The sequence below is a fragment of the Roseobacter sp. genome (assembly GCF_039970775.1).
Lineage (GTDB): Bacteria > Pseudomonadota > Alphaproteobacteria > Rhodobacterales > Rhodobacteraceae > Roseobacter.
The window spans coordinates 1-6,551 of record NZ_JBDVLG010000038.1 but is presented as its reverse complement, the minus strand read 5'-3'; the positions used below and the strand labels follow the sequence as shown (position 1 = coordinate 6,551).

At 53.7% G+C, this 6,551-nt stretch carries 10 protein-coding genes; 8 read left to right on the top strand and 2 right to left on the bottom strand.

Features of this window, described 5'->3' with window-relative positions:
• A partial coding sequence (locus ABJH13_RS09115; protein ID WP_348405906.1) for a DDE-type integrase/transposase/recombinase occupies window positions 1–200 on the bottom strand: 200 nt, incomplete at its 3' end.
• A gap of 14 nt (window positions 201–214) precedes the next feature.
• A complete protein-coding gene (locus ABJH13_RS09110) occupies window positions 215–472 on the bottom strand; it encodes a hypothetical protein (protein ID WP_348405905.1) in 258 nt (85 codons plus the stop codon).
• 389 nt (window positions 473–861) lie between these two features.
• Between ABJH13_RS09110 and ABJH13_RS09105 the strand changes: the two genes are divergently transcribed.
• The 8 genes from ABJH13_RS09105 to ABJH13_RS09070 form a co-directional block, all read left to right on the top strand.
• Window positions 862–1,842, top strand: coding sequence for a GTP-binding protein (locus ABJH13_RS09105; RefSeq protein WP_348405904.1), 981 nt, complete (start codon window positions 862–864; stop codon window positions 1,840–1,842).
• A gap of 57 nt (window positions 1,843–1,899) precedes the next feature.
• A complete protein-coding gene (locus ABJH13_RS09100) occupies window positions 1,900–2,406 on the top strand; it encodes a DUF1097 domain-containing protein (protein WP_348405903.1) in 507 nt (168 codons plus the stop codon).
• A gap of 34 nt (window positions 2,407–2,440) precedes the next feature.
• On the top strand, window positions 2,441–3,166 hold the full coding sequence (gene nthB, locus ABJH13_RS09095; RefSeq protein WP_348405902.1) for a nitrile hydratase subunit beta: 726 nt from the start codon (window positions 2,441–2,443) through the stop codon (window positions 3,164–3,166).
• A gap of 16 nt (window positions 3,167–3,182) precedes the next feature.
• Window positions 3,183–3,800 carry a nitrile hydratase subunit alpha gene (gene nthA, locus ABJH13_RS09090; RefSeq protein WP_348405901.1) on the top strand — a complete coding sequence of 206 codons (618 nt, stop codon included), beginning with the start codon at window positions 3,183–3,185 and terminating at the stop codon, window positions 3,798–3,800.
• A 10-nt stretch (window positions 3,801–3,810) separates the two neighbouring features.
• Window positions 3,811–4,152 carry a nitrile hydratase accessory protein gene (locus ABJH13_RS09085; protein WP_348405900.1) on the top strand — a complete coding sequence of 114 codons (342 nt, stop codon included), beginning with the start codon at window positions 3,811–3,813 and terminating at the stop codon, window positions 4,150–4,152.
• 48 nt (window positions 4,153–4,200) lie between these two features.
• Window positions 4,201–4,878, top strand: coding sequence for an energy-coupling factor ABC transporter permease (locus ABJH13_RS09080; RefSeq protein WP_348405899.1), 678 nt, complete (start codon window positions 4,201–4,203; stop codon window positions 4,876–4,878).
• Between the two features lie 75 nt (window positions 4,879–4,953).
• Window positions 4,954–5,961, top strand: coding sequence for a GlxA family transcriptional regulator (locus ABJH13_RS09075; protein ID WP_348405898.1), 1,008 nt, complete (start codon window positions 4,954–4,956; stop codon window positions 5,959–5,961).
• Window positions 5,962–6,120: 159 nt separating this feature from the next.
• Window positions 6,121–6,551, top strand: a 431-nt coding sequence (locus ABJH13_RS09070; protein WP_348405897.1) for an IS6 family transposase, incomplete at its 3' end; no start/stop codon positions are given.

The following is a 6,551-nucleotide window of genomic DNA, read 5'->3' as shown; positions in this document are numbered from 1 at the left end:
GCGTAGGCCTGCGCCTTGTCGGTACAGATCGTAACAGGCCGATGCAGACGGACACGCTCGATCGCCTTGTTGAGAAAGGATTTAGCCGCCTTCGCATCTCGGCGCGCGGTGAGGCGGAAATCGACCATCTGTCCGTTGGCATCGACGCCACGCCAGAGGTAGCGCCACTTTCCGCCGACACGAATATAGGTCTCATCCACTGCCCGGCAGGCGATCACGCAGTGATCTGCCGAGAGGGGACATGCCAGTCGACGCTTGCGCGGCGAAGATGCTTCTCGGTGCGTTTGGTCAGTTCTGGGCCGAACTTCTGGACCCAGCGATACACCGTAGAGCGATCAACCGTGATGTCGCGCTCTGCCAGAAGATCGACGACATCCTGATAAGACAGCAGATATCGCAGATACCACCGGACGGCACAGAGAATGATATCACGTGGAAAGCGATGATGTTTGAACGGTGATTGGCGCGGCATGCTCAACCTCAAAAGCCAAAATCTGGCCGACAACGAGAGTTAATGCAACAGTCCCCCCTGAATAGAAACCAACCGTAAAACTTTGCGACAGAACCAACTTGAGAGAATATTGGATTCTGCCCAGATAAGGCTGCGAATTTTTGTGCGTTTTTCGATCAGCAGTGCCAAATTTTCAAGCAATGGCCGGATTTGCATGTTCTTTGTCCGCATAAGTTAACGCTTTATCACCACCGACCAGCATTTACGGTTTTCTTGGAATCGACCCATGCAGCTCTACTGCGCAACTTTGGTCGGCACCGTAGTAGGTCTTAAACCAAATTTTTAACGGCACTGTCCGCGGCATTTTTAGAAACTTGCCCCCGGCAAGTAAAGCAAAACTGGAGCACACGATGAAAGCTATTCCCACGACAGTACTGACTGGATTTCTTGGTGCGGGCAAAACCACGCTTTTGAACCATATTCTTCATAACACCAGCGGTGAGAAAATCGTGGTCGTTGTAAACGAATATGGTGAGGTGGGCATTGACGGGCAACTTGTGGTGGGCACTGAGGATGAGGTGGTTGAGCTCAACAACGGCTGCATCTGTTGCACGGTGCGGACCGATCTGATCAGCGCTTTGCGCAACCTTCTGGAAGCGGGGCACAATATTGATCGGATCGTGATCGAGACCTCAGGCCTTGCTGATCCGGCGCCGGTTGTCCAAACTTTCGTGCTCGACGAGGTACTCTCAAAACGCATGACACTTGACGCCATCGTGACCGTGGTCGACACCCGCCACATCGAAACCCAACTCGAGCAAGAAATCGCGAAGGAACAGATCTGTTTCGCAGATCTTTTGATCCTCAACAAAACTGATCTTGAAACCGAAGACACGTTACGCGCGGTTGAAACCAAGATGCGTAGCCTCAACCCGCTGGCGCGGTTTGTGCACACACAAAACTGCGATGTGGCCCCGTCTGAACTTCTGGACATCGGCGCGTTTGACCTGAAACGAATTCTGACCCTCGAGCCCCATTTGCTCGACGATCACGACCATGATCATGAACACGACGAAAGCATCACCTGCATTGCGTTACAGGACGACACCCCACTGGTCCCTGAATTGTTCAACAAGTGGCTGAACACATTGGTCCAAGACACCGGTAAGGATCTTTTCCGCTTAAAAGGTGTCATGAATTTCGCGGATGAGCCCCGCCGTTTTGTTTGTCACGGTGTCCACATGACGCTTGATGGGCGACCCGGGGCCGTCTGGAAACCCGGCGAACACCGAAACAGTCAAATCGTCTTCATTGGCAGAAACCTGGATGAGACGATGCTTCGAAACGGTTTGAAATCCGCCTACGCCCTTGAAGAAGAACTCGCCGTTTAAGGCGCAATAACGAAGGTCGAAAAGACCGTTTTGTACCACCAACAAGGAGATATCGATATGTTCCCCCCTCTTGTCGCGGCTATGGTTAGCCTTGGCGTACTGGGTGCCATCGACACCTACATTACTGCAACTCTCATTCCGGTTCCGGTGTGGGTCACGTTTATCGCATGGGCCTCTTTCTTTGCCTGCGGCGGCGGAAAACCCGGGTTTGTCAAATCCGTTGCCTCCAACTTCACAGGGATTATCATCGCCTCAGTCACCCTCGTGATTATTGAAGTCGGGCCAACCGCGCCTGTGTTCGCAGCAATTTTAGTAGGCCTTGGAACATCTGCGATGGTCTTTACCTCCGCGGTGAAATTGCTGGATTTCCCACCTGCCATCGTCTTCGGCTTTGCCTCTCTCGTGGGCACAGCCGCAGCCACACAAAGCACCATTACCGGTGGCGGCGCGGGTCTACATCCGACGCTGATCGCGTTGCTTGCCATGGCCATCGGAGCCGCGTTTGGATTTGCCTCTGAGGTCGGCACCAAAGTCTTATCCGCAAAACAGCCCGTCGAAGCCTAGGCGCCTCGGTCTTATCAACACTGGAGAGAAATATATGAAACTGCAACATCGTTTGGCCGGTCTCGAAGCAGTAGGCCCAGTCAGCACCGAATTACGTGTCTTTGTCGAAGACTGGGAAACGCGCGTCTTCGGAATTCACACGTCTATGATGGCCCTGTCTACGCAGATTGACCTGCCCGAAACCACCTCTACGTTCCGGACAATTTGGACATGGGCCGATCTGCGCAAGGGCGCGGAAGCCATGAATCCCTTCGAGTACTTCAAATACCGGTACTATGAGAAATGGCTCGGTGGTATTTCGGGATACTTTATTGAAAACGAGTACATCACCGAGGCGGAATTGGATGCGCTCACCGAGGAATACCTCGCGGATCCTGACAAACCGCTGCCGTCAGCGAATGAAACCGCCATTGATGATCGGGTCCTTCAATATATCACTGTTGGTGACAGTCCAAAAAGCGATGTAATGCCGAGCTATGACTTTGCGACCGGCGACAAGGTGGTGATTACCGACCCACCTTCCATCGCGCATACACGTGTTCCCGGTTACATGAGAGGTCGGACCTGTGAGGTCGAGAAAGTCTATGATGGTGCGTATGTTTATCTGTGCGACATCAAGGAAGACGGCATCGGCCCAGCGATGCCTTGTTACACGGTTGGAGTAAGCGCCGACGAGGTTTGGCCCGACAACGTGGAACCCAATGTGACGGTCTATGCGGATCTCTACGCAGGCTATCTTAGATCACCAGAAAACGCTTAGGACGGAGACTAAAACTATGGCAGAACTTTTTGAATACGACAGTGATCGCGAAGCCAAAAACGCAGCACGCGCCAAGGCTTTGGAGGCTTTGCTGATTAAAAAGGGCATCATCACCGACAAAACTATCGATCAAGCTCTCGAGTTCTTTGAGACCAAGATGGGCCCGTTCAACGGGGCCAAGATTGTTGCGCGCGCATGGCTTGACCCGGACTTCAAGCAGCGTCTCGTGGACGATACACCTGCGGCCATCGCTGAAATGGATCTGGGGGACTACATGGCCGGCGCTGAGGGTGAGCACATGCGTGCCGTGGCCAATGCGCCGGGCGTGCATAACATCATCATTTGTACCTTATGTTCGTGCTACCCCTTCCCAGTTTTAGGTCTGCCGCCATATTGGTATAAGGACCCGGCTTTCCGCAGTCGCGCCGCCCGTGAACCGCGTGCCGTGCTCAAGGAATTCGGGGTTGATGTTCCTGATGAGGTCCATGTCAAACTCTGGGATTCAAGCGCGCAAATTCGCTGGTTTGTCGTCCCTGAACGTCCCGAAGGCACCGATGGGCTGAACGAAGAAGAGCTTGCTGCCCTTGTCACTCCTGAAAGCATGATGGGCGTCGCCCTCGCCAAGGCCGCGTGAGGGGGCGGTCATGCTAACGCGCTTTGAACATCACGCGGTTACGGAAATGTTGGGTCAGCCCGACACGCCCCCTCGCTACAATGGCACTCTTTGTTTTGGTCATGAATGGGAACGTACCGCCTTTGGCACTGCTTTGGCCTTGGCCAAACAGGGGGTCTTTGAGTGGGATGATTTTCGGGATGAGTTAATCGCTGAAATCGCCGCTTGGGAGGCTTCACATGCGCTCACAGATACCTCTTGGAACTACTACGAACAGTTCCTCTCGGCGCTTGAAAAGGCGATCATCAAATCCGGCGTCATGGCCCCAGAAGACATGACCGAGCTCAAAAAACTTCATCGCACCCCGAATTAAATCGGGACGCGCTCCATTTATCACTTTATTCCAGAATTGGAGACATAAATGCATATCGAACCAGGGATCGTAGAACCGGCCAAACTTATTTTGAGCTACGGCACAGGGGCTGCGGCTCTCAGCTATGCTGCAAAAAAGGCCTATGATACCGTAAGCGAAAGAGGCGGGCTTGCCTTGACGATTGGCGGAGTTGCAACGACCGCACTGACCTTCGCGTTCTTCGAGCTTTTGCCACATTTCCCCGTCGGCGTGTCCGAGGTACATTTCATCCTCGGGTCCACCCTGTTTTTGCTGTTTGGCGTAGGACCCGCGGCCTTGGGCCTTGCCTTGGGCCTTTTGGCGCAGGCGTTGTTCTTTGCTCCAAGTGACCTGCCGCAATATGGAATGAACGTCACGACATTGCTTGTCCCCTTGTTCCTGATTTCCGAGCTCACGAACCGGGTAGTTAAACCTTCCAAACGCTATGTGGATATCACTTACAAGCAAGCGCTCGCTCTCAGCACGACCTATCAGGGCGGCGTCGTCGCTTGGGTAGCGTTCTGGGCGGTTTATGGTCAGGGTTTTGGTGCCGAGAGTCTCGCTGCAATCGGGGTGTTCGGTATCGCCTACATGAGTGTCGTTATCATCGAGCCGTTTGCCGATCTCGCTTTGCTCGCTGTAGCAAAAACCTTTTCTGGTCGCGAGCCAAATGGCGTGTTTGAGCCAAGGCTTCATCACGCATCATAAAATCAAAGTTCTTTGAATACGCCCGTCGGCCCCCGCCAACGGGCGCATTCCTTTGTTATAAAATGAGGTCATCACATGCGGATAGCGATCCTCGCTCCGGAAGGCGTACAGTCGTTGGATGTCGTCGGCCCTGCCGAAATATTTTGGGAGGCAGCGCGGCGCATGAAAGACATGTCGGCCTATGACATTCAGATCATATCCACTGGCAAAGAGGCCGTGACAGGTACCGGCCAGTTGAAACTGGTCGCCGACAGAACCATCTATGACGACGACGAACCCATAGACACGCTGTTGATTGCAGGTGATCCTTCTTTTCAAACCATTAGCCCGGATGTTATTGCGTGGTTAAAGCGACGCGTTCCCACGGTCCGTCGGTACGGTTCAATTTGCACGGGCGTCTTCATTCTCGCCGCTGCTGGGCTGTTGAATGGCCGCAAAGTAACAACCCACTGGGAATGCGCAGAGCAATTTCGCGACGAATACCCGGCGATTGAGCTGGACGAAGACGCTATATTTTTACGCGATGGGCCGCTGATCACAGCGGCCGGTGTCACAGCTGGGGTCGATCTCGCTCTGGCCCTCGTGGCCGAGGATTACGGCGACGAAATAGCCATGATCGTTGCGCGGTATATGGTTGTGTTTTTACGCCGCACCGGCGGGCAGTCGCAGTTCAGCGCCCATTTGATTGGCCAGATGGCCCAAGATACCACCATTCAGCAGGCTCAAGCGTATATTCTTGAAAATCTGAACGCTCATCTCACCGTTGAAACACTCGCAGCAAAAAGCGGCATGAGCGTGCGGAATTTCGCTCGGGTTTTCCGGCGTGAATTGGACACTACGCCAGGAGATTTCGTGACAAAAGCGCGGCTTGATGCTGCCCGTAGAATGCTGGAAAATACTGAACAACCCATGCAACGCATCGCTTTGCGGTGCGGTTTCGCAGATGCAGATGCGATGCGGCGTATATTCAACAGGCTGTTAGGAGTGTCGCCCGGCCAGTACCGTCTGCAGTTTCAAAAACAGTCCTTTCGCGGCAACCGTAAGCATTTTACAAAACTCTCAAACGACATGGTGATGCGATAAAGTAGACGACGTCTTAGACAGTGTCCGCATTTAGTTGGTCGTCTAATTTAAGCTGCCCGTATTCTTGATCAGCGTTCCGAAAGCGTCAACACACACCGCCTTGAGGGACTGTTGCATTAACTCTCGTTGTCGGCCAGATTTTGGCTTTTGAGGTTGAGCATGCCGCGCCAATCACCGTTCAAACATCATCGCTTTCCACGTGATATCATTCTCTGTGCCGTCCGGTGGTATCTGCGATATCCGCTGTCTTATCAGGATGTCGTCGATCTTCTGGCAGAGCGCGACATCACGGTTGATCGCTCTACGGTATATCGCTGGGTCCAGAAGTTCGCCCCAGAACTGACCAAACGCACCGAGGGGCATCTTCGCCGCGCAAGCGTCGACTGGCATGTCGATGAAACCTATATCCGTGTCGGCGGAAAGTGGCGCTACTTCTGGCGTGCCGTCGGTGCCAACGGACAGATGGTCGATTTCCGCCTCACCGCGCGCCGAGATGCGAAGGCGGCTAAATCCTTTCTCAACAAGGCGATCGAGCGTGTCCGTCTGCATCGGCCTGTTACGATCTGTACCGACAAGGCGCAGGCCTACGC